Source organism: Phenylobacterium sp., from assembly GCF_031360265.1.
GTDB lineage: Bacteria > Pseudomonadota > Alphaproteobacteria > Caulobacterales > Caulobacteraceae > Phenylobacterium.
On sequence record NZ_JANMBF010000040.1, the window covers coordinates 1 to 19,714 of the forward strand.

The following is a 19,714-nucleotide window of genomic DNA, read 5'->3' on the forward strand; positions in this document are numbered from 1 at the left end:
GAGGACTTCCTCGACCTCGACCCCGACCAGCTGATCGCCCGGCTCTGCGAAGAGCTCGCGGTGGAAGCCGCCAGGGCCAACGCCGTGCTGGCGCCGCACAAGGCTGTGGCCTCGGCCGCGCCGCCGGAGCCTGGCCCTACCCCGGGCGCGCGCCCCAACGGCCACGACGCCCCGCCGCCGCCCGCCGACACCTCCTGATCGGCGGGTCCCCGCGACCGCGCCTCAGCAACTTCCAGAACTCCCGAACACCAAAACTCTGTCATCCCGGACGGCTGAAAAGCCGATCCGGGAGCCAGAGCCGCTTGCGTTGGCCCCAGGGTCCCGGCTCTCCAACCTGCGGGCGCAGGCTTGCGGCCGGGATGGCAGGGGAATTGTGGGGCATTCCATGCAGAGTTCGGCGCCCCCGGCGACGTCCGCCGAGGGTGGCGTCGGCCGGGTCAGGGCCAGAGGCGTCGGGGTCGCCGGGCTGACTCCAGGCCGCCGGTTCCGTCCGCCGAAGCCTGGCTCGCAGTCTGCGGTTGACGAAAGGAGCGCCTGCCCTCAGACCCTGGCCGTCAAGCAAGATCCCACCCCGAAGGAGGCTTCCATGCGCGTCGGCGTGCCCCGTGAAATCAAGCCGGACGAATATCGCGTCGGCCTCACCCCCACAGCTGTGCGCGAATATGTCAGTCACGGCCACGAGGTGATCGTCGAGAAGACCGCCGGCGCGGGCGCGGGCTATCCCGACGAGGCTTACCGGCGTGCGGGCGCGAAGATCGTCGCCGACGCGGCGGCCGTGTTCTCCGGCGCCGAGCTGATCGTCAAGGTCAAGGAGCCGCAAGCGGTGGAGTGGGCGCGGCTGACCGACAAACACATCCTTTTCACCTATCTGCACCTGGCGCCCGATCCGGCCCAGGCCGACGGCCTGCTGGCGTCGGGCTGCGCGGCCATCGCCTATGAGACGGTGACTGACGCGGCGGGCGGCCTGCCGCTCTTAGCGCCCATGTCCGAAGTGGCCGGCCGGATCGCCGTCTTCTCCGCCGGCGAGACCCTGCTCAAGCACAACGGCGGCATGGGCCTCCTGCTCTCCGGCGTGCCCGGCGTGCCGCCCGCCCGCATCGTCGTGCTGGGCGGCGGGGTGGTCGGCATGAACGCCGCGCGGATGGCCGCGGGCCTGGGCGCCGAGGTGGTGATCGTCGAGCGTTCGATCCCGCGCATGCGCGAGCTCGACAACATGTTCCAGGGCCGCATCCTGACCCGCTATTCCACCCAGGATGCGGTGGACGAGGAGATTCTCAAGGCCGACGTGGTGATCGGCGCGGTGCTGACCGCCGGCGCCTCGGCCCCGAAGATGATCCGTAAGGCCGATCTTGCGAAGATGAAGCCGGGCTCGGTGCTGGTCGACGTCTCCATCGACCAGGGCGGCTGTTTCGAGACCAGCCGGCCGACCACCCATGCGGACCCGACCTACACCGTCGACGGCGTCGTCCACTATTGCGTGGCCAACATGCCAGGCGCCGCGCCCCGCACCTCGTCGGAGGCCCTGGTCCACGCCACCTTGTCGTTCGGCCTGCAGCTGGCCGACCAGGGCCTGGGCGCCCTCACCCGGAACAAGCACCTGGCGCGCGGCCTCAATGTGCTGAAGGGCCAGCTCACCCATCCCGCCGTCGCCGAAGCGCTCGGCAAACCCTTCGTTGACCCTTACGGGGCCTGGACTTAGGGGCTGTCCTTTCGGAAATAACCCCGCAACACTGGCGGCCACCCTTTCGCGGCGAAGAACCGGAGGATCGCGACATGTGCGACGACGACATCCACGTAGGCCTGATTCACGATCCCAGCGTCTCGCGCCGGACCTTTGGCCTGATGACCGCCGCCGTGGCCGGTCTGGGCTCCGCCGCCCACGCGCAGACCGGCGTCACGGAGACCGACGTCACCGTGCAGACCGCCGACGGCGCGGCCGACGCGGCGCTGTTCTATCCCACCGGCAAGGGGACCTGGCCCGCGGTGCTGATCTGTACCGATATCGCCGGTCTGCGACCCGCCTTCCGCGACATGGGTCGCCGGCTGGCCAGCCAGGGCTATGTGGTGCTGGTCCCCAACCCCTTCTACCGCTCGGCGCACGGTGTGGTGGCGACCCCCGGCTTCGACTTCAGCAAGCCTGAGGATCGCGCCCGGGTGATGGGCTATCGCCAGGCAATGACCAATGACGGGATCGACCGTGACGCCGAGGCCTATATCGCCTTCCTCGACGCCCAGCCGCAGACCAATCGCAAGAAGAAGGTGGGCGTGCAGGGCTATTGCATGGGCGGTCCGCTGACCTATCGGACGGCGGCGAAGGTCCCCGGCCGGGTCGGCGCGGCGGCGACGTTCCACGGCGGCGGGCTGGTGATGAAGGACCACGCCGATCCGACCAGCCCGCACAACCTGATCCCGAAGATGAAAGCTGCGGTCTACACTGCCGTCGCCGACAACGACGACAAGGCCCAGCCCGACGCCAAGGATGTGCTGAAGGCGGCCTTCGCCGCGGCCAAGGTTCCCGGCAAGGTCGAGGTCTATGACGGCTGCGCCCACGGCTGGTGCGTCAAGGGCAGCGCCGTCTACAACGAGGCCGGCGCGGAGCGCGCGTGGACCGAGCTGTCGGCGCTCTACAGGACGGCGCTGGTCTAGGCCGCGGCCCAGGCGCGGGGGTCGAGCGCCACGGGGTCATCGAGCGCCATCTCGTCCCAGTCGAGGTCCGGGGGCGGGCTCATGGCGGCGGCGACCACGGCGGACATCTCGGCGGCCGAGGCCACGCCCACCAGCACCTGCGACGCCTCCGGCCGCGACAGCGCAAACCCGAGCGCGGCCTGCAACGGATCGGACCGGCCCTCGGCGATCAGCCGGCGCGCGCGGCTGATCCGGCCGGCGGCGGCCTTCAGATGGTTGGGCGCCCGGTCGGGCGGCAGGAACAGCAGGCCGTTGAGGAAGATCGAACGCAGGTGCACCTCGATTCCCGAACCCGCGAGCTCAGCCAGCGTGCCGTCGATCAGGAGGCGCTGGTCCAGCAATGAGGCCGGGGCCTGCACCACGTCCGGCTTGAACCGCCGCGCCAGGCCCACCGGATCGTCGGAGGCGTAGACCGAGACCCCGATCTTCTTGCACAGCCCCGCGTCCTTGAGCTTGCGCAGGCGGTCCCAGAGCTCGGGGCCATGCGGGCTGAACAGGTCGGTGGCTGAGGGCGCCAGGATCGCATCGACGCTGGCGACGCCCAGCCGGGCGAACTGGGCGCGGATCTCGGCCTCGGCGAAGTCGGCGCCGCGATCGGGGCGCACGGTGGTGACGGTGAGGCGGAACGGATTGGGTTTGGGCAGCACCTGGCCCAGGGTGATTTCGGCGGCGCTCGGGTGGCGACCCACCTCCAGCACGCCAAGGCCGGACCGGGCGGCGATGGCCAGGATTTCGCGGGCTTCGGCGTCGCGCGGGCGGCCACGCGCGCCGACCTGCTGATCGAGGCCGAACTGCCCGGAGCCGAGGCCCAGCTTGTTGATCGGTGAGGTCATGGATGCGGCTGAGGCTTGGAGCAGTCCCTATGAGCCGCCATCTTGGGACAAGGATGCCTAAGAACTCGTATCCAGGGCGTTTCCGAGGGGTTAAATTCCTGACGTGCCAGACTCCGCGAGACGGTCCCTGCCCGAGTGGCCCCTGTTCGGCCTGACCGACGACGTGAGGCCGGCCCTGCGCCAGGCGTGCGAGGCGGGCGTGGCCTGCGCGCTGGCGACCCTGGTGGGGGTGGAGGGCGGCGGTCCCCGGCCGGTCGGGACCCAGATGGTCTTCGCGCCCGGGATCACCGCCGGCTACTTCTCCGGCGGCTGCGTGGAATCCGACGTGGCCGACCACGCCTTCGCCTGCCTGACGGACGGCGTCCCACGCACCCTGGTCTATGGCCAGGGCAGCCCCTGGCCGGATATCCAGCTGCTCTGCGGCGCGCGGATCGAGATCTTCATCGAACGCGTCGCCGCCGACGATCCCGCGCTCAGCCAGCTGCTGGCCGCCCGGCTTGAGCGACGCCCAGTGGTCTGGGTCAGCGACGGCGTGACCCGCCTGTGCGGGACGGAGGTCGAACCCTGGCCCGAAGCGCGGCTGGTGCGCCGGCACGATCCGGTTCCGCGGCTGATCGTGGTCGGTGGCGACCCCACGGCCCTGGCCATCGCCCAGCTGGGCGCGCAAAGCGAGTTCGAAACCACCCTGGTGCGACCCAAGGGGCCCCCGGACGGCCCGCCGATCCCCGGCGTCGGCTACCGCCGCGATGAGCCGAAAGCCGCCTTCGCCGCCGTCGGCGTCGACGCCTGGACCGCCATCGCCATCGCCACCCACGACCTGGAGACCGATCGCGCGGCCCTGCGCGCGGCCCTGCCGTCGGCGGCGAGCTATGTCGGCCTGTTGGGCGCCCGGCGCAGGATCGCCGACCGACTCGCGCCGCTGCGCGCGGAGGGCGCGCCCGAGACCGATTTCACCAAGCTGCGCGCGCCGATCGGCCTCGACATCGGCGGCAAGGCGCCCTGGGAGGTCGCGGTCTCGGTGATCGGTGAGATCATGGCCCTGCGCTATGCGCGCGCCAGCGGCAGCACCTCGACGGCGGTTCCGGCCGACGCGGCTTCCGCCCCCGGCAGCCGGCGCAGCAGGGCGTCGGACAGGGCAAAGACACTGACCAGCGACGAATCCTGATCGCCATAGGGCCGCACGGTCACCGAGCCGTCGGCATAGCTGAGCTTGGCCCGCAGCCAGTGTTCGCGCGGGCCGTTGGCCGCCAGGTCACTGGCCAGCCGCGCGGCGATCGTCGCCGGTGCGCTGGGGGCTCCCTGATAGGCGTTGACGATGGGGTGCAGGAACATCTCGGCGCAGACAAAGGCCGAGGCCGGGTTGCCCGGCAGCCCCAGTAGCCGGCGGCCATCGCCCAGCACTCCGAAGAAGGTCGGCTTGCCCGGCCGCACCGCGACGCTTTCGACGCGCAGCGACAGGCCGAGCGCCTGGGCGGCCGCGCGCACCAGGTCGTGGTCGCCCACCGAAGCCCCGCCCACGGTGACGATCAGATCCGCCTCGGCGGCGCGGAGCGCCTCGATCACCGCGTCGAGGTCGTCGCGCACCGGCCGGGCGCGCAGCGCCAGCCCGCCCCAGCCCTCGATCATCGCGGCGATCGCCGGGACCCCGGAGTCGTAGATCTGATAGCGTCCGGGCGTTGCCGGCGCCTCGACGATCTCCTCGCCGGTGGAGATCAGCGCCACGCGGGGCCGGGCGTGGACCGCCACCTCGGCCAGCCCGGCCGAGGCCGCCAGCGACAGCCGCCAGGGGTCGACCCGCTGGCCCCTCGCCAGCAATGCCGCGCCGGCCTTGAAGTCGCCGCCGGCTGGTCGGACGTAGTGACCCGCCGCAACCCGCGGCACGCGCACCGTGTCGCCCTCCCGCTGGGCGTCCTCCTGGATGACGATGGCGTCGCAGCCGTCCGGCAGGGCCGCGCCGGTGAAGATCCGCACCGCCTCGCCCGCGCCGACCGAGCCCTCATAGCCGTGACCCGCGGCGCTCTCGCCGACGATCCGCAGGGCGCCCGGCGTGTCGGCCCCGCGCATCGCCCAGCCATCCATGGCCGAGGCCGCGAACGGCGGCTGGTCACGCACCGCAGCGACATCCTCGGCCAGCACCCGGCCGATCGACCGCGCCAGCGGCACACGCTGCGCCGGCAGGACCGCGATCTCCGCCAGCATGGCGGCGCGGGCGTCATCGACGGGGAGAAGCTTCATCTCTTATTCCGGTCCATACATTGAGGAGAGGGACAGATCGCGCAGCGATCACGGTGGAGGAATCGCGTCCAAGCACTGACTCAGCACATTGGCCCACGCGGCCCCACCCGTCTCGGCTTCGCTTCGTCACCCTCCCCGAAACGGAGAGGGATGACAGTGAACTTGCATCCTTCTCTCCAGCACGCCACATCTGCCCCATGTTCATCCAGACCGAAGCCACGCCGAACCCGGAAGTGCTGAAATTTCTGCCCGGACGCGATGTCATGGGCGAAGGCACCCGCGACTTCCGCGACCCCGAGGCCGCCGCCGTCTCGCACCTGGCCGTAGAGCTGTTCGATATCGAGGGCGTCACCCGGGTGTTCTTCGGCCCGGACTTCCTGACTGTCGGCAAGGGCGAGGCCCACGACTGGGCGCACCTGAAGGCGCCGATCCTGGCGGCGATCATGGATCACTTCACCTCCGGCCAGCCGCTGTTCGCCGGTGCAGATGACGCGGCCGGAGGCCATGACGAGGGCGTCTATGAGGGCGAGACCGCCCAGGTGGTCGCCGAGATCAAGGATCTGCTCGACACCCGCATCCGCCCGGCCGTGGCCCAGGACGGCGGCGACATCCTGTTCTCGCGCTTCGACGAACGCACCGGGGTGGTCTATCTGAACATGCGCGGCGCCTGCTCGGGCTGCCCGTCCTCCTCGGCGACGCTGAAGGCCGGGGTCGAGAACATGCTCAAGCATTATGTTCCCGAGGTCACCGGGGTCGAACAAGTTCTTTAAGCCGCTATCCGGATCGTGTAGCGCCGCCCGATGATCGTGCTCGGGCTCGACACCTGCCTTTCCAGCTGTTCCGTCGCTGTCCTTGAGGGTGAGCGCATGCTGGGCTCGGCGCGCGAGGTGATGGCGCGCGGCCATCAGGAGCGGCTGGCCCCGATGGCGCGCGACGTGATGGCGCGGGCGGGCATAGGCTTCGACCGGCTGGCCCGGATTGCCGTCACCGTCGGACCGGGATCGTTCACCGGCCTGCGCGTCGGCATCGCCTTCGCCAAGGGCCTGGCCCTGGCGCTCGACCTCCCGGCGGTGGGGATCGGCACGCTGGAGGCCCTGGCCGCCGAGGGCTCCGGCCTGGTGTTCCCGGTGATCGACGCGCGCCGGGGCCAGGTCTATCTGCAGGCGTTCGAGGACGGCCGCGCCCTGATGGCGCCCGACGCCGTCAGCGCCGAGACCGCGGCGGCGCGGATCGCCGAGTTGTCCCTGGGCCGGCCATTCACCCTGGTCGGTTCCGGGGCGCCCCTGCTGGCCGATCTGGCGCGCGGGGCCATGGTGATCGACGCTGAGGGCGCCGACGCGCGGCAGGTCGCGCGCCTGGCCGCCGGCCGCCAGCCCGGTCCCTTGCGGCCGCTCTACCTGCGCGCGCCCGACGCCAGGCTGCCGGCGTGAGGCTGGCCCCATGAGATTGGTGCGCGCCACCGCCGCGGAATGCGAAGCCATGGCTGTCGCCCACGCCCTGGCCTTTGACAGGCCGTGGCGCGAGGACGAGTTCGAGGACCTGCTGGAGGGCGAGGGTATCTATGGCTTCCTCGCCGACGATGCCGACGAGGCCCTGGGCGTGATCCTCTGCCGCATGGCCGGTGGCGAGGTGGAGGTGCTGACGGTAGGCGTCGCCCCGCCGGCGCGGCGGCGCGGCGTCGCCCTGGCCCTGATGCTCGCGGCGCTCGATGTCGCGCGCCAGGCCGGCACGGCGTCGGCCTTCCTCGAGGTCGCGGTGGACAACGACGCCGCCATCACCCTTTACGCACTGATGGGCTTTGCCCGCGCCGGCCTGCGCAAGGCCTATTATGACCGTGGCCCAGCCGGAACCACCGACGCCCTGGTGATGCGCCTCGACCTGACGCGCGCCGCCGCCTAGACCTAGGATTGAACCCAGGAGTTGGAAGCCCGCTCGTGTCGGACCGCATCGAAAAGCTCTGCGTCGAGAAGGGCATGCGCATGACCGAGCAGCGCCGGGTGATCGCGCGCGTACTCTCCGAGGCGCACGATCATCCCGACGTCGAGGAACTGCACCGCCGCGCCCACGCCGTCGATCCGCACATCTCCATCGCCACGGTCTACCGCACCGTCCGCCTGTTTGAGGAAAGCGGCATCATCACCCGCCACGAGTTCCGCGACGGCCGCTCGCGCTATGAGGAGCACCCCGAGACCCATCACGACCACCTGATCGACATGAAGACCGGCCAGGTCGTCGAATTCGTCGACGCCGAGATCGAGGCCCTTCAGGAAGCCATCGCCCGCAAGCTCGGCTACCGCCTGGTGGACCACCGGCTGGAACTCTACGGCATGCCGATCGAAGAGACGTAGAGTTTCAAGTTAGGTATTGCGTTACCTCAGCGGTAACCTTTTCTTTGCTGCCCGTGCGCCTTGGATGGCAACCAAGCACACGCCGCAAACGATGGCCGCTGAGAGCGCGCAACCGAAGGCAACGCTTATCGCCACCGTTACGGACACCACCATGACTTGATCTATCGATCTGCCGATCCAGCCATTGATAGCGTACCCCGCAAAAGCGCCGAACCACCCAAATGTCATGAGCGCCAATCCGGCAAACAGATAGCCGATGACGGTCCCAAGTCCGGAAAGGCAAAGCCGTAGAGCCCTGTTCGACCAGCGCGTTGACCCAACACACCAACCCGCAGCGAGTCCACCCGACAGGCCTGCTGCGAGCGAGAGCAAACTCATCAGATTGGACAGCGGGTTAAGCCACACGGACATTCTCCGAAGCATCGACCTCGGTCGATCTGTAGCATGCGCTAATAGACTGCCGAACTTGCACCGCCCACGCCGCAACCCCATAACCCAGCCATGTCCGCGCCCGCGCTCACCAAGCGCCTCTTCATCAAGACCTACGGCTGTCAGATGAACGTCAATGACAGCGAGCGGATGGCCGATGTGCTGGCCCCGTTGGGCTATGCCATGACCGATACGCCCGACCAGGCCGACCTGGTGGTGCTGAACACCTGCCACATTCGCGAGAAGGCCACCGAGAAGGTCTATTCCGAGCTTGGCAAGCTGAAGGAACTCAAACAGGCCCGGGCCGCCGAGGACGGCTCCGTCATGACCATCGCGGTCGCCGGCTGCGTCGCCCAGGCCGAGGGCGAGGAGATCATGCGCCGCCAGCCGGCCGTGGACCTGGTGGTCGGCCCGCAGGCCTATCACCAGTTGCCCGAGCTGATCGCCCGCACCCACCGCGCCCGGGGCGAGCGGCTGGCCGCCGACTTCGCGCCCCAGGCCAAGTTCGATGCGCTGCCGGAGCGCCGGCCCACCGGCGTCACCGCTTTCCTGACGGTGCAGGAGGGTTGCGACAAGTTCTGCACCTTCTGCGTGGTGCCCTATACGCGCGGCGGCGAATATTCGCGGGCGCCCGACGCCATCGAGGCAGAGGCCCGCGATCTGGCCGCCCAGGGCGTGCGCGAGGTCACCCTGCTGGGCCAGAACGTAAACGCCTATTCGGGAGCAGGCGGGCTGGCCGGGCTGGTCCGGCGTCTGGCGAAGATCCCCGGCCTCGACCGCATCCGCTACACCACCAGCCATCCGCGCGACATGGACGCGGCCCTGATCGCCGCCCACGGCGAGGTGGCCGAGCTGATGCCCTATCTGCACCTGCCGGTGCAGTCCGGCTCGGACCGCATCCTCAAGGCCATGAACCGCGCCCACACGGCTTCGAGTTACCTGACGACCATCGAGGCGATCCGCGCGGCGCGGCCCGACATCGCCATCTCCGGCGACTTTATCGTCGGCTTCCCCGGCGAACGGGACTCGGATTTCGAGGCCACCCTGGCCCTGGTCCGCGAGGTCGGCCACGCCGGGGCCTTCAGCTTCAAATACTCGCGCCGCCCCGGCACGCCCGCCGCCGCCATGCCGGGCCAGGTGGCCGAGGCGGTGAAGGATGAGCGGCTGGCCCGCCTCAACGCCCTGCTGGACGCCCAGGCCCGCGCCTTCAACGAGAGCCAGGTGGGCAGGATCCTGCCGGTGCTGTTCGAGCGCAAGGGCCGCCACCCCGGCCAGCTGATCGGCCGCAGCCCCTATCTGCAGGCCGTCCATGCGCTGGCCCCGGATCGTCTGATCGGCCAGATCGTTCCGGTGCGGATCGAGGCGGCCGCCAGGATGAGCCTGGCCGGCGCGCTCGTGCAGCCACAGTTGGAGCCCGCTTGAGCCGCGCCCCGGAATTCATCACGCTTACCGACGCCGCCGCCCGCGCGGTGGCCGGCGCCAACTCCCGCCACGCCGCCCTGATCGAGGACGCCTTCGGGGTGCTGCTGGAAACCCCCGGCGGCGGGGTCTCGCTGTCCGGCGACGCCAAGAGCCGCGCCCAGGCCAAGCAGGCCGTTCAGGCCATCGCCACGCGCGCCGACCAGGGCCTGGAGATCGCCGAGGCCGACGTCCGCGTGGCCATCGGCAATGCGCGGACCGGCGCGCCCGGCCCTGGAAACCTGCCGGTGGGCCGTCGCGGCCAGGTGGCGCCGAAGACCGCCATGCAGGCCGACTATCTGCAGGCGCTGGCTCGCAACGAACTGGTGTTCGGCCTGGGTCCGGCCGGCACCGGCAAGACCTTCCTGGCGGTGGCGCACGGCGCGGGGTTGCTGCTGCGCGGCGAGGTCGACCGGCTGATCGTCTCGCGCCCCGCCGTCGAGGCGGGCGAGCGGCTGGGCTTCCTGCCCGGCGACCTCGGCGAGAAGGTCGATCCCTATATGGCCCCTGTCTGGGAGGCGCTGACCGACATCCTGGGCGCCGAGCAGCTGCGGCGCCGCCGCGACAAGGGCGAGATCGAGGTCGCCCCGAACGCCTACCTCCGCGGCCGCACGCACAGCCAGGCCTTTGTTATCGTCGACGAGGCGCAGAACACCAGCCGCCTGCAGATGAAGATGGTGCTGACCCGGCTGGGCGAGGGCGCGCGCATGGTGGTCACCGGCGACCCGACCCAGATCGACTTGGTCAATCCGCGCGATTCCGGCCTGGCCCACGCTGTCGGCCTGCTGGAGGGCGTCAAGGGCATCGACATCATCCGCTTCACCGCCGCCGACGTGGTCCGCCACCCCCTGGTGGAGCGCATCGTCCGCGCCTACGACGCCGACGCGGCCAAGACCGTCGGGTCGGAGTCCAGGCGCTCCCTTTGATCGACGTCGAGATCGAGGATCCGGCCTGGACCCGGGCGCTGCCCGACGCCGTGGGGCTGGTGCAGGTGGCAGGCAAAGCTGCGCTCCTGCTCCCCTCCCCCTCGCGGGGAGGGGTCGGGGGTGGGGGCGCCAGCGCCGCGTTCGGGGGCGATCCGCCGACTGCCGGCGTCCGTCCTGCTATCCGGAGCGCACACGCCCACACCCAACCCTCTCCCCGCAAGGGGGAGAGGGCTTTTGAGCGCCATGTCACCATCTTGCTCACCGATGACGAGACCGTGCGTGACCTCAACGCGCGCTTCCGCGGCCAGGACAGGCCGACCAACGTGCTCAGCTTCCCGGCTCCGGCCAACCCGGAACGGTTCCTCGGCGACGTCGCCCTGGCCCACGGCGTCTGCGCCCGCGAGGCCGCCGACCAGGGCAAATCCCTTGCGCATCATCTTCAGCACCTCGTGGCCCATGGGGTCTTGCACCTTCTGGGCTATGATCACATCCGCGACGACGAGGCCGCCGCGATGGAGGGTCTCGAGCGCGCTATCCTGGCCGGACTGGGGATCGCCGATCCCTATGAGGCTGGCTGAGGGAGATCATGGCCGACGCCGCGCCCGCGCCCGGACCCGAAACCCCCCGCAAGGGCTGGGGCGTGCTGTCGCTGTTCGACCGGCTGCGCCAGCGCGCCGCCGCGCCCGACCCGCAGGCGCCGGAGCCGCCGACCGCGGCCACCGGTGAACTGGTCAGCCAGGCCCGCGCCTTCCAGGACCTGCGCGTCGATGACGTCATGCAGCCGCGCGCCGACATCGTCGCCGTGGCCTGCGACTGCCCGTTCTCCGAACTGGTCGCTCGCTTCGTCGAGGCCGAGCACAGTCGCATGCCGGTCTATAAGGAGACCCTCGACGAACCGGTGGGCGTGGTCCACGTCAAGGACGTCTTCAAGCTCCTGGCCCGCAAGGCGCGCAAACCCCAGCCCGCCGACCGGGTGCTGATCGGTCGTCACAACCTTGTCAGGCCGGTGCTCTATGTGCCGGCCTCCATGCGCGCCTCCGAACTCCTGGGCCAGATGCGCGCGCGGCAGACCCACATGGCGCTGGTGATCGATGAGTTCGGCGGCACCGACGGCCTGGTGACGCTGGAGGATCTGCTGGAGACCCTGGTGGGCGCGATCGCCGACGAGCACGACGACGCGGCCGACGACGGATTCTCGCCGATCACCCAGGACGCCGACGGCTGGGTGGTCGATGGGCGCACCCCGCTCCAGGGCCTGGAGGCCGCGCTGGGCGAGGGCGTCGATCTGGCGCCGCCCGACCTGGACGAAGAGATCGACACCGTCGCCGGTCTGGTCAACGCCCTGGCCGGCCATGTGCCTCAGCGGCGCGAGACCATCGTCCATCCGGGCGGCTTCACCCTCGAGGTGCTCGCTGCCGACCCGCGCCGGGTGAAGCGCGTCAGGGTGCGCCGCATGACGGTCGACGCCGCGCCGCCGGCCTGACGCCACCGATGACCGGGTCAAGAGACTGGATGCGGGGATGGACGGGCCGCGCGCTGGCGTTGCTGTCGGGCGCCGCGGCCGGGTTGGCGCACCCGCCGTTCGGGGTCCTGCCCGGGCTGCTGGGCTATGCCCTGCTGCTGGCGCTGATCGACGCCGAGGGCGACAGGCCTGTGTGGTCGGCCCTGCTGCGCGGGTGGCTGGGCGGGGTGGGCTATTTCGCCGTGGCGGTCTGGTGGATCACCGAGCCGTTCATGGTCGACGCGCGTGAACAGGGCTGGATGGCGCCTTTCGCCCTGGTGCTGATGGCCGCAGGCCTGGCGTTGTTCTGGGCGGGCGCGGCGGGGCTCTATCGCTGGCTCAGGCCGCGCGGCGCAGCCTCCGTGCTGCTCTTCGCCGGCTGTCTCGCGGGTTTCGAGTGGCTGCGCGGCCATGTGCTCACCGGCTTTCCCTGGGACCTGCCGGGCGAGACCTGGCGGGCGGGCTCGGCCCCGTCGCAGGCCGCCGCCCTCGTCGGCGCCTATGGCCTGACCTGGATCACCGTGGCCGTCGCCGCCGCCCCTGCCCTGCTGCTGCGCAAGGCGCCCTCGCGGGACCGGCTTGTCGCCCTGGCCTGCGCCGCGCTCGCCCTGGCTGGCCTCTACGGCTTCGGGCTCCACCGTCTGGCCGGCGCGGCGAGGCCGCTCGCCGGCGCGCCGGTCATCCGCGTGGTGCAGGCCAACATCGACCAGAAGGACAAGTGGAAGCCGGAGAACCTCAGCCTGGTTCTGCAGACCTACGTCGACCTGACCCGCCGCCCGGCCGCCACCGCGCCGGCTATCGTCATCTGGCCGGAGGGCGCCCTGCCGGCCGTGATCGACGACCTGCTCGCACCGGGCTCGCCCTATGCCGCGCGGCTCGCCGCCGCCATCGCGCCCGGCCAGACCCTGCTGATGGGCGCCAACCGCGCGCAGGCCGGAGCGGGCGGGCAGACCCGCTACTTCAACAGCCTCGTCGCCTTCCGGCGCGACGCCGACGCGCTGCGGGTCACCGGCGTCTATGACAAGCATCACCTGGTGCCGTTCGGCGAATATATGCCCTCCGGCGACCTGGCGACGAAGGTCGGGTTCCGCAGCCTCGTGCACATGCCCGACGATTTCAGCGCCGGCCCGCCCTCGCGCCCCCTGGCTCTGCCGGGGTTCGCGCCGGTGCAGGTGCTGATCTGCTATGAGGCGCTGTTCCCCGGTGTCACCCGCGCCAGCGCCCGGCGCGCGGGTCGACGTCCGGCCTGGATCCTGAATGTCTCCAACGACGCCTGGTTCGGAGCCGGGTCGGGACCCTGGCAACACCTGAACATCGCCAGCTACCGCGCCATCGAGGAGGGCCTGCCGATCGTCCGCGCCACGCCCACCGGCGTCTCCGCGGTGATCGACGCCTATGGCCGCATCCTTCCCGGCGCACGGATCGGCCTGGGCGGCTTTGGGGTCATTGACGCAGCGTTGCCCGCCGCCCTGCCGCCGACGCCCTTCAGCCGCGGCGGCGATCTCGCCTTGGCCGTCATGCTGCTCTTGTCCGCCCTGGCCGCGGTGGCCTATCGTGTTCGCCGATCTTGATTTGTTGAGGCGGCTTCCGGGCTTTCGGCCTGTCCGGCGGCTTGAGTCTGGGACGGCATGGACAAACTCGTGGACACCGATCAGGGCCCCAATCCGGTGGACCGGCACGTGGGCCTTCGCATCCGGATGCGCCGTAAGGAACTTGGGATCAGTCAGGAGAAGCTGGCCGAGTCCATCGGCCTGACCTTCCAGCAGGTGCAAAAGTACGAGCGGGCGACCAACCGGGTCAGCGCCTCGAAGCTTTGGGAGACCGCGCGCGCGCTTTCCACCGGCATCGCCTATTTCTATGAGGGCCTCAGCGACGCGGTGGAAGCGCCGGGGTCGAACCTGCCGCGCGCGTCGATGCAGGATTTCCTGATGACGCCGGAGGGCATCGAACTGGCCGCCATCTTCCCGAAAATCCCCAGGGGCAAGGTGCGTCGGCGGGTTCTCGACCTGGTGCGCGCCATGGCTGGCGAGCCGGATTTGCCCGAAACCTGAGCAAATACGCCCGAAAAGCGCACGCGCTTGGCGTCACATAAAGAATTCTTTATAGGCTTGCCGCCCTTGTAGAGCGACCGCCCGGACGTCCCCGGCGGTGATCCCATGCCGGAGCCAGCGCCTTGAGCCGTTCCAACTATATCTTCACCTCCGAGAGCGTCTCCGAGGGCCATCCGGACAAGGTCGCCGACCGCATTTCCGATACGGTGGTCGACGCCTTCCTGAGCGTCGAGCCGGAAGCCCGTGTCGCCTGCGAGACCCTGGTCACCACCAACCGCATCGTGCTGGCGGGCGAAGTCCGCGCCGGTCGCCCCGGCGGGTCCAAGGCCGAGAACAAGGCGATCACCCGCGACATCGTCAAATCCCTGGAGCCCAAGGTGCGCCAGGCGATCAAGGACATCGGCTACGAGCAGAAGGGTTTCCACTGGGCCAAGGCGAAATTCGCCTGCCACCTGCACCCGCAGTCGGCCGAGATCGCCATGGGCGTCGACGCCAGCGCCAAGAAGGACGAAGGCGCCGGCGATCAGGGCATCATGTTCGGCTATGCCTGCGACGAGACCCCGGCGTTGATGCCGGCAACCCTGCAGTACAGCCACGAGATCCTGCGCAAGCTGGCCGAGGTCCGCCACTCGGGCGAGTGCGGCGTGCTTGAGCCCGACGCCAAGAGCCAGGTCACCCTGCGCTACGAGGACGGCCGCCCTGTGGAAGTGCTGCAGATCGTTGTCTCCACCCAGCACAAGAAGCGCATCGGCCTGCACATGGCCACGCCCAAGCGCATCGAACAGGCCATTCGCCCCTACGTCGAGGGCGTCTTTCCCTCGGGCCTCCTGACCCGCAAGACCCGGTGGTACGTCAACCCGACCGGCCGCTTCGAGATCGGCGGGCCGGACGGCGACGCGGGCCTTACCGGGCGCAAGATCATCGTCGATACCTATGGCGGCGCGGCCCCGCACGGCGGCGGCGCCTTCTCCGGCAAGGACCCGACCAAGGTCGACCGCTCGGCCGCCTACGCCTGCCGCTATCTCGCCAAGAACGTGGTGGCCGCGGGCCTGGCGCGCAAATGCACCATCCAGATCAGCTACGCGATCGGCGTGGCCCAGCCGCTCAGCTTCTACGTCGACCTGCATGAGACCGGCGAGATCGATCCCGCCAAGCTGGAACTGGCCCTGCCGGAGATGATCGGCGGCGCCACGCCGCGCGCGATCCGCGAGCACCTCAGCCTCAACCGGCCGATCTACGCCCGCACCGCGGCCTATGGCCACTTCGGCCGCCAGCCCGACAACGAAGGCGGCTTCTCCTGGGAACGCACCGACCTGGCCGACGCCCTGAAGGGCCTTGCATAGGGCCTCACGTTCGTCTTGCACGTCATCCCCCGGCTTGTCCGGGGGACCCATGATCTCCGTGTTCGGAGATGGTACCGCAGCGGCGCCGCTCGTGCCGACGCCCGTCGCTGAGATCATGGGTGGCCCGGACAAGCCGGGCCATGACGTTTAGAGGAGGCGTGAGATGCGTCAGTCCCACCCCCCGCTGCGGTCCTACGGCCGGCTGAAGACGCGGACCATCAAGCCGCGCCAGGCGGCGCTGATGGAGACCCTGCTGCCCGCCCTGCGGCCGCCATCAGGGGCCTTCGATCCGCGCGCGCTGATGCCGGGCGCCGCGGGGGTCTGGCTGGAGATCGGGTTCGGCGGCGGCGAACACATGGCCGCCCAGGCGGGGCTTCATCCAGACACTCTGGTCCTCGGCGCCGAGCCCTTTCAGAACGGGGTGGCCAGCGCGCTTCGCCACATCGACGAGGCCGGCCTTACCAACGTCCGCGTCCTCGACGGCGACGTCCGCGAGCTGATGGCCCGGCTGCCGGACGCCAGCCTTGACCGCGTCTTCGTGCTGTTCCCCGACCCATGGCCCAAGACCCGCCACCACAAGCGGCGGATTCTCCAGGCCGACAGCGTGGCGGACCTGGCGCGGTTGCTGAAGCCCGGCGGCCGGCTGCGCTTCGCCAGCGACGTGGCGCACTATGTGGACTGGGCGCTGGCGCTGGTGCTGGCCAACCCGGCCTTCCGGTGGACGGCGGTCCAGGCGTCGGACTGGCGCGCGCCGCCCGCCGACCACATCACCACCCGCTATGAGGAAAAGCGCCTCGGCGACTGCGCGCCGGTATTCCTCGATTTCCTGCGGGGTCAGCCCGCCGTCTTGTAGCGCTGGATCGCCGCGCGGATCAGGTCGGCGGTCTGCTCCGGCTCGGCCCAGCCGCTGATCTTCACCGACTTGCCCTTTTCCAGGTCTTTGTAGTGCTGGAAGAAGTGGGCGATCTGCTCGGTCAGGATGTTGGGCAGGGCGCGCCAGCTGTCGACGCCGGTATAGAACGGGTGCAGCGCGTCCACCGGCACCGCCAGCACCTTCTCGTCGCCCCCGGCCTCGTCGGTCATCATCAGGCAGCCGATCGGCCGCGCCCTGATGATCGCGCCAGGCACGACGGGCGTTTGCCCCACCACGATGATGTCCATCGGGTCGCCATCGTCGGCCAGGGTGTGCGGAATGAAGCCGTAGTTGCCCGGATAGAACATCGCCGTGTGCAGGAACCGGTCGACGAAGAGGGCGCCCGACGCCTTGTCGATCTCATATTTCACCGGCTCGCCGCCCTGCGGGATCTCGATGATCGCATTGACGTCATAGGGCGGGTTCACGCCGACGGGGATCTTGGAGAGGTCCATGGGAGGGCCTTTCAAACACACAAAGAGGATGGCGCGGTCTTTGGACCATTCGATCGACCGACGGAAGTCGCTACATCGGCGCTTCCCGGGGTTGCAGGTGCGCCAGCGGCCCGTCCTCGATGAAGAATTGCGGGAAGAGGTCGTCCCAGTCGGGATTGTCGCGCTCGATGAGGTTGATCTTCCACTCGCGCCTGTACTTCTTCAGTCGTTTTCGCGATGGATCGCCGCCTCGATCCCGTCGTGCCATTCGTACCAGACGAGCCGCTTCACACCGTACTGGCGGGTGAACCCCTCGATGGCGCCCTCGCGGTGCTGACCGGCGCGGTTCAAGAGTTCGCTGGTCACGCCCACATAAAGCGTGCCGTGCTTGCGGCTGGCCATGATGTAGACCGCGTTCACAGCACGCCCCAGTTCCCCAAAAAGCTCGTCATCGCCCGGCCTGTCCGGGCGACCTATGATCTCCGCGATGAAGAAAAAGAACGCGGCGGCGCCACCTTTGGCAATCCCGTTCTCCCGCGATCCTGGGTGGCCCGGACAAGCCGGGCCATGACGAGCAAGAAGAAGGCATGGGGGTGGCGGCGCGAAAGAGAGCACGTCCTTGACACGCCGGGACCCGCAGGCTCGCATCGGACCGTGAGGTTCAAGGAGCGAAGGAGACTCCTGTCTGATATTCGAAATTGATCACATCCCGGTTTGGACCACCGATCGCGACAGCGCGCTCTCGCGGATTTCCGAGACAACCGGCCTGCCGATCCTCGAGGGTTTTGCGCCGGAGGGTTGTCGGGTGGCGCGCGGCGTGCGCTTCTCCAACGGCCCGTTCCTCGACGTGCACCAGGCGCCAGAGGAGGGTCGCGCCTTGCTCGGGCTTGCTGGAAAAATTGGCGATGCCGAGGCGCTGGCCGGGCGGCAGGGCTGGCGGGCGCGGGCGGAGTACCCGCCTGAGAAACCCGACGCCTCGCCTTGGTCGCTGCTCTCATTTCGCCGCGACCAGGGCATTCTATCGGTCATGTTCGTGATCGACTACGCGACCGAGCCGCAGGCTTGGGCCTCGCCTATCTTCAACGGCGGTCTCTATGATCGGCCGGCCGGTCAGGGCGCCGCCCTGCGCCGCGTCTGGCTGACCGCCGCCGATCCAGACGAGGCAGGAAAAGCGCTTCAGGCGCTCGGCTTCGTTCGCGGCGGCGAGGCGCTTTCCCCCGTCGCGCCACATGCCGGATGGATTTATCGCGGCGAGGCGGCTGACATCGTCGTGGCGAGCGGCGAGGATGCCGTTGTGCGCTTCGATGTCGAGGGCGATGGGCCGCCGCAGGCCATCCGGCTCGGGGCGCAACTTACCGCAGTGGTCGGCCGCGAACGGCCTGAGTCGCTTGAGGGCTGACAAACCCCTCGCCCTGGCCTATATCTGCCTCAACATCGTCCGTTAGCGCTGTAAGGCGCCTACGAGCGGCGGGCTCCGGCCCGGCCGCTCTTTTCTTTGCCGGAGGCTAGGCCAAGGCCATGCGCGGGAGAACCGCCGAGGATCTGGGACTGCTGGAGCTGCTCGACCCCGTGGCCGAGGCGGCGGGCTACGCCATCGTGCGCCTGCGCCTGATGGGCGGCGAGCATGCGCGGCGGCTGCAGATCATGGCTGAGCGTCCGTCCGACGGCGACATGAACGTCGAGGACTGCGCCCGCCTCAGCCGCGCCATCTCCGAGATCATGGACGCCGCCGACCCGATCGCCGGCGACTATACGCTGGAGGTCTCCTCTCCCGGCGTCGACCGGCCGCTGACCCGGCTGATCGATTTCGAAACCTATCAGGGCCACGAGGCGCGCCTGGAGCTGGACCGCCTTGCCGAGGGGCGAAAGCGCTTCAAGGGCGTGCTGGCCGGCGTGGATGACGGCCAGGTCGCCGTCGACCTGGAGGGGGAGGCCGAGACCGCGCTGATCCCGTTTTCCTGGATCCTCGAGGCCAAGCTGGTGCTCTCCGATCGACTGATGAAGCGCGGCGCCGACCTGCGCGCGGCGCGACTGCAATCCGACCCGCAAAATTCTCAACAACCGACGTCCGAGTAAGGGAAGACCCCCATGAGCCTCACCGGCATTTCCGCCAATCGGCTTGAGCTGCTGCAGATCGCCGACGCCGTGGCGCGCGAGAAGTCCATCGACCGCGAAATCGTCATCGAGGCGATCGAGGAGGCGATCCAGAAAGGCGCCCGCTCGCGCTACGGCGCCGAGCACGACATCCGGGTGAAGATCGACCAGAAGACCGGCGAGGTCGCCATCATTCGGGTGATCACCGTGGTCGCCGACGACGCCGACTATGGCGTGGTGGTGGGCGAGGACGGCGAGGAGACCCCGGCCGAGGAGCCGCAAGGGATCTTGCGCCTGTCGGACGCCAAGCGCACCGACAAGGAGGCCGTGGTCGGAAAGACCTATGAGGAGACCCTGCCGCCCTTCGAGTTCGGCCGGGTGCAGACCCAGATGGCCCGCCAGGTGGTCACCGGAAAGGTCCGCGAGGCCGAGCGCGAGCGCCAGTACGAGGAGTTCAAGGACCG

General features: G+C 69.7%; 23 protein-coding genes and 1 pseudogene. 19 read left to right on the plus strand and 5 right to left on the minus strand.

Translation table 11 applies throughout. From position 1 onward, the window contains the following. The 3 genes from RMN86_RS03485 to RMN86_RS03495 form a co-directional block, all read left to right on the plus strand. Positions 1–198: hypothetical protein (locus RMN86_RS03485; RefSeq protein WP_309604441.1), on the plus strand; the 198-nt coding region annotated here is incomplete at its 5' end. Positions 199–586: 388 nt separating this feature from the next. Then, positions 587–1,699 (plus strand): alanine dehydrogenase, encoded by a 1,113-nt coding sequence (gene ald / locus RMN86_RS03490; RefSeq protein ID WP_309604442.1) that lies wholly within the window; start codon positions 587–589, stop codon positions 1,697–1,699. Positions 1,700–1,773: 74 nt separating this feature from the next. Then, positions 1,774–2,646: a dienelactone hydrolase family protein gene (locus tag RMN86_RS03495; protein WP_309604443.1), complete on the plus strand. Its 873-nt coding sequence runs from the start codon at positions 1,774–1,776 to the stop codon at positions 2,644–2,646. Here the strand turns inward: RMN86_RS03495 and RMN86_RS03500 are convergent. Then, positions 2,643–3,518 carry a bifunctional regulator KidO gene (locus RMN86_RS03500; RefSeq protein ID WP_309604444.1) on the minus strand — a complete coding sequence of 292 codons (876 nt, stop codon included), beginning with the start codon at positions 3,516–3,518 and terminating at the stop codon, positions 2,643–2,645. The genes RMN86_RS03495 and RMN86_RS03500 overlap by 4 nt on opposite strands. Positions 3,519–3,717: 199 nt before the next feature. Here RMN86_RS03500 and RMN86_RS03505 point away from each other — a divergent pair. Further along, positions 3,718–4,539 (plus strand): annotated as a pseudogene (locus tag RMN86_RS03505) (XdhC family protein); the annotation flags it as partial. A 23-nt stretch (positions 4,540–4,562) separates the two neighbouring features. On the opposite strand, the gene glp reads toward RMN86_RS03505, so the two are convergent. Beyond that, positions 4,563–5,753, minus strand: a complete 1,191-nt coding sequence (glp, locus tag RMN86_RS03510; RefSeq protein WP_309604445.1) for a gephyrin-like molybdotransferase Glp — start codon at positions 5,751–5,753, stop codon at positions 4,563–4,565. 197 nt (positions 5,754–5,950) lie between these two features. Between glp and RMN86_RS03515 the strand changes: the two genes are divergently transcribed. From RMN86_RS03515 to trmB, 12 genes are all read left to right on the plus strand, one after another. After that, positions 5,951–6,523, plus strand: coding sequence for a NifU family protein (locus RMN86_RS03515; protein ID WP_309604446.1), 573 nt, complete (start codon positions 5,951–5,953; stop codon positions 6,521–6,523). 33 nt (positions 6,524–6,556) lie between these two features. Further along, on the plus strand, positions 6,557–7,183 hold the full coding sequence (gene tsaB, locus RMN86_RS03520; RefSeq protein ID WP_309604460.1) for a tRNA (adenosine(37)-N6)-threonylcarbamoyltransferase complex dimerization subunit type 1 TsaB: 627 nt from the start codon (positions 6,557–6,559) through the stop codon (positions 7,181–7,183). Positions 7,184–7,193: 10 nt separating this feature from the next. Next, the gene (locus tag RMN86_RS03525) at positions 7,194–7,652 is read left to right on the plus strand and encodes a GNAT family N-acetyltransferase (protein ID WP_309604447.1); all 459 of its coding nucleotides are present in this window, start codon (positions 7,194–7,196) and stop codon (positions 7,650–7,652) included. A gap of 74 nt (positions 7,653–7,726) precedes the next feature. Next, the gene (locus RMN86_RS03530; RefSeq protein WP_309604461.1) at positions 7,727–8,101 is read left to right on the plus strand and encodes a Fur family transcriptional regulator; all 375 of its coding nucleotides are present in this window, start codon (positions 7,727–7,729) and stop codon (positions 8,099–8,101) included. Between the two features lie 501 nt (positions 8,102–8,602). Beyond that, complete coding sequence (gene miaB, locus RMN86_RS03535; protein ID WP_309604448.1) at positions 8,603–9,952, plus strand: tRNA (N6-isopentenyl adenosine(37)-C2)-methylthiotransferase MiaB; 1,350 nt, start codon at positions 8,603–8,605, stop codon at positions 9,950–9,952. Beyond that, positions 9,949–10,914 (plus strand): PhoH family protein, encoded by a 966-nt coding sequence (locus tag RMN86_RS03540; protein ID WP_309604449.1) that lies wholly within the window; start codon positions 9,949–9,951, stop codon positions 10,912–10,914. Before miaB ends, RMN86_RS03540 begins: the two co-directional genes overlap by 4 nt. Beyond that, complete coding sequence (gene ybeY / locus RMN86_RS03545) at positions 10,911–11,492, plus strand: rRNA maturation RNase YbeY (RefSeq protein ID WP_405041306.1); 582 nt, start codon at positions 10,911–10,913, stop codon at positions 11,490–11,492. The genes RMN86_RS03540 and ybeY overlap by 4 nt, the downstream gene beginning before the upstream one ends. A gap of 8 nt (positions 11,493–11,500) precedes the next feature. Further along, entirely contained in the window at positions 11,501–12,397 is an 897-nt protein-coding gene (locus RMN86_RS03550; protein ID WP_309604450.1) for a hemolysin family protein, read from the plus strand. Between the two features lie 29 nt (positions 12,398–12,426). Then, a complete protein-coding gene (gene lnt / locus RMN86_RS03555; protein ID WP_309604451.1) occupies positions 12,427–13,986 on the plus strand; it encodes an apolipoprotein N-acyltransferase in 1,560 nt (519 codons plus the stop codon). Positions 13,987–14,043: 57 nt separating this feature from the next. Continuing rightward, entirely contained in the window at positions 14,044–14,466 is a 423-nt protein-coding gene (locus RMN86_RS03560; RefSeq protein ID WP_309604452.1) for a helix-turn-helix transcriptional regulator, read from the plus strand. Between the two features lie 122 nt (positions 14,467–14,588). Further along, complete coding sequence (metK, locus tag RMN86_RS03565; protein WP_309604453.1) at positions 14,589–15,809, plus strand: methionine adenosyltransferase; 1,221 nt, start codon at positions 14,589–14,591, stop codon at positions 15,807–15,809. Positions 15,810–15,972: 163 nt separating this feature from the next. Further along, positions 15,973–16,662, plus strand: a complete 690-nt coding sequence (gene trmB, locus RMN86_RS03570) for a tRNA (guanosine(46)-N7)-methyltransferase TrmB (protein ID WP_309604454.1) — start codon at positions 15,973–15,975, stop codon at positions 16,660–16,662. Here trmB and ppa read toward each other — a convergent pair. The 3 genes from ppa to RMN86_RS03585 form a co-directional block, all read right to left on the minus strand. Then, on the minus strand, positions 16,644–17,177 hold the full coding sequence (ppa, locus tag RMN86_RS03575; protein ID WP_309604455.1) for an inorganic diphosphatase: 534 nt from the start codon (positions 17,175–17,177) through the stop codon (positions 16,644–16,646). The two genes, trmB and ppa, sit on opposite strands and share 19 nt — an antisense overlap. 70 nt (positions 17,178–17,247) lie before the next feature. Next, the gene (locus RMN86_RS03580; protein WP_309604463.1) at positions 17,248–17,424 is read right to left on the minus strand and encodes a hypothetical protein; all 177 of its coding nucleotides are present in this window, start codon (positions 17,422–17,424) and stop codon (positions 17,248–17,250) included. Next, positions 17,379–17,576 carry a GIY-YIG nuclease family protein gene (locus RMN86_RS03585; protein WP_309604456.1) on the minus strand — a complete coding sequence of 66 codons (198 nt, stop codon included), beginning with the start codon at positions 17,574–17,576 and terminating at the stop codon, positions 17,379–17,381. Before RMN86_RS03585 ends, RMN86_RS03580 begins: the two co-directional genes overlap by 46 nt. Before the next feature lie 385 nt (positions 17,577–17,961). Between RMN86_RS03585 and RMN86_RS03590 the strand changes: the two genes are divergently transcribed. The 3 genes from RMN86_RS03590 to RMN86_RS03600 all read left to right on the plus strand — a co-directional run. Further along, positions 17,962–18,555 (plus strand): hypothetical protein, encoded by a 594-nt coding sequence (locus tag RMN86_RS03590; RefSeq protein ID WP_309604457.1) that lies wholly within the window; start codon positions 17,962–17,964, stop codon positions 18,553–18,555. A gap of 119 nt (positions 18,556–18,674) precedes the next feature. Then, entirely contained in the window at positions 18,675–19,232 is a 558-nt protein-coding gene (gene rimP, locus RMN86_RS03595) for a ribosome maturation factor RimP (RefSeq protein WP_309604458.1), read from the plus strand. Positions 19,233–19,244: 12 nt separating this feature from the next. Next, the coding region (locus RMN86_RS03600) for a NusA N-terminal domain-containing protein (protein ID WP_309604459.1) at positions 19,245–19,714 on the plus strand (470 nt) is incomplete at its 3' end.

Coding starts and splice junctions, on each gene's coding strand:
- ald (WP_309604442.1), top strand. CDS start 587: ATGCGCGTCGGCGTGCCCCGTGAAATCAAGCCGGACGAATATCGCGTC.
- RMN86_RS03495 (WP_309604443.1), top strand. CDS start 1,774: ATGTGCGACGACGACATCCACGTAGGCCTGATTCACGATCCCAGCGTC.
- RMN86_RS03500 (WP_309604444.1), bottom strand. CDS start 3,518: ATGACCTCACCGATCAACAAGCTGGGCCTCGGCTCCGGGCAGTTCGGC.
- glp (WP_309604445.1), bottom strand. CDS start 5,753: ATGAAGCTTCTCCCCGTCGATGACGCCCGCGCCGCCATGCTGGCGGAG.
- RMN86_RS03515 (WP_309604446.1), top strand. CDS start 5,951: ATGTTCATCCAGACCGAAGCCACGCCGAACCCGGAAGTGCTGAAATTT.
- RMN86_RS03525 (WP_309604447.1), top strand. CDS start 7,194: ATGAGATTGGTGCGCGCCACCGCCGCGGAATGCGAAGCCATGGCTGTC.
- RMN86_RS03530 (WP_309604461.1), top strand. CDS start 7,727: ATGCGCATGACCGAGCAGCGCCGGGTGATCGCGCGCGTACTCTCCGAG.
- miaB (WP_309604448.1), top strand. CDS start 8,603: ATGTCCGCGCCCGCGCTCACCAAGCGCCTCTTCATCAAGACCTACGGC.
- RMN86_RS03550 (WP_309604450.1), top strand. CDS start 11,501: ATGGCCGACGCCGCGCCCGCGCCCGGACCCGAAACCCCCCGCAAGGGC.
- lnt (WP_309604451.1), top strand. CDS start 12,427: ATGCGGGGATGGACGGGCCGCGCGCTGGCGTTGCTGTCGGGCGCCGCG.
- RMN86_RS03560 (WP_309604452.1), top strand. CDS start 14,044: ATGGACAAACTCGTGGACACCGATCAGGGCCCCAATCCGGTGGACCGG.
- trmB (WP_309604454.1), top strand. CDS start 15,973: ATGCGTCAGTCCCACCCCCCGCTGCGGTCCTACGGCCGGCTGAAGACG.
- ppa (WP_309604455.1), bottom strand. CDS start 17,177: ATGGACCTCTCCAAGATCCCCGTCGGCGTGAACCCGCCCTATGACGTC.
- RMN86_RS03580 (WP_309604463.1), bottom strand. CDS start 17,424: ATGGCACGACGGGATCGAGGCGGCGATCCATCGCGAAAACGACTGAAG.
- rimP (WP_309604458.1), top strand. CDS start 18,675: ATGCGCGGGAGAACCGCCGAGGATCTGGGACTGCTGGAGCTGCTCGAC.